Here is a 1083-nt window from a genome sequence, read left to right as displayed (position 1 = left end):
CGTCATCAAAATAGCAGTTCATGGAGTCAGTCCGATGGTCTGGCGTCGGCTGAGAATTGCTGCCGACACGTCACTGGCCGCGCTTCACTTCATTTTCCAGATAGGGCAGGGCTGGGGGGACGACCATCTCCATCAATTTCACATTTATGGCAAAGATTACGGTATCTCCTACGAAGGAGGCATCGGTTTTGTCGATAATCCGTTCCGGGTCGTGATTGATGATTTTGCTTTTGATGCTGGCGATCGCTTTACCTATGAATACAATTTCTTTGAGCACTGGCTTCATGACATTCGTGTTGAGGCCATTTATGAAAACTCTACGCTGAAAGCGCCGTTTTGTATAAGCGGCCATGGTATGCCCGGAGCCACAGCTGCGGATGAGTTCGATAAAACCCTGGCGTTTCTTGAAGCTATCGTTAATGCGGATGATGAAACAACGGTCGGCGAGATCCGCCCTTTTGCTGACGACCTGGATGCTGTCAGGTTCAACCGCCACAAAATCAACCGGCAACTGAGCAGGCTCGACCTTGCATCTCCGGTACTGGAGCCTGAAGTTATCTGGCTGGGCCGTCGTCGCTGACTGATGTCTATAAAGGTATACGTTTTCAGCATGCCTCTCAGATCCCCGAAAAAATGTCTATAAACCTCCCTAAATCAGTGTTTATGGATTATTCTTTAAATCTCTATGATGTTTAAAGACCTTCCGGAGGTTTTGCGTGCAATATGCCTACATCAGGGTAAGCTCGGCCGATCAGAATACGGCCCGTCAGGAAGAGGCATTGTCAAAGGCGGGTTTTCAGCCTGATAAAATTTGTGTTGAGCATGCCAGCGCGAAGGACACAAACCGCCCGGGGTTACAGGAACTCCTGGGGCAATTACGCCCTGGTGATACGCTTCTGGTTCATTCCATCGATCGCCTTTGCCGGAATATGTCGGATATGTGCGCTGTCACCACCCGGCTTCGTGACCAGGGCGTTACCCTTATTTTTCTGAAAGAGCAGCTGACGTTCAGCGCCGGCACAAACAATCCGATGCAGGAACTGCAGCTGCACATGATGTCGGCATTCAGCCAGTTTGAACGAG

Annotated in this window: 2 protein-coding genes; both read left to right on the top strand. The window is 50.1% G+C overall.

The window, feature by feature from the left end; genetic code table 11:
* The coding region (locus NK987_RS21345) for a plasmid pRiA4b ORF-3 family protein (RefSeq protein ID WP_259265500.1) at window positions 1–580 on the top strand (580 nt) is incomplete at its 5' end.
* A gap of 136 nt (window positions 581–716) precedes the next feature.
* Window positions 717–1083 (top strand): recombinase family protein (locus NK987_RS21340; protein WP_259265499.1); only part of this gene is annotated, 367 nt, incomplete at its 3' end.

The sequence above is a fragment of the Aquiflexum gelatinilyticum genome (assembly GCF_024813435.1).
GTDB lineage: Bacteria > Bacteroidota > Bacteroidia > Cytophagales > Cyclobacteriaceae > Cognataquiflexum > Cognataquiflexum gelatinilyticum.
Note: the sequence above shows the minus strand (reverse complement) of the source record. Positions and strands in the feature narration are given on the sequence as shown.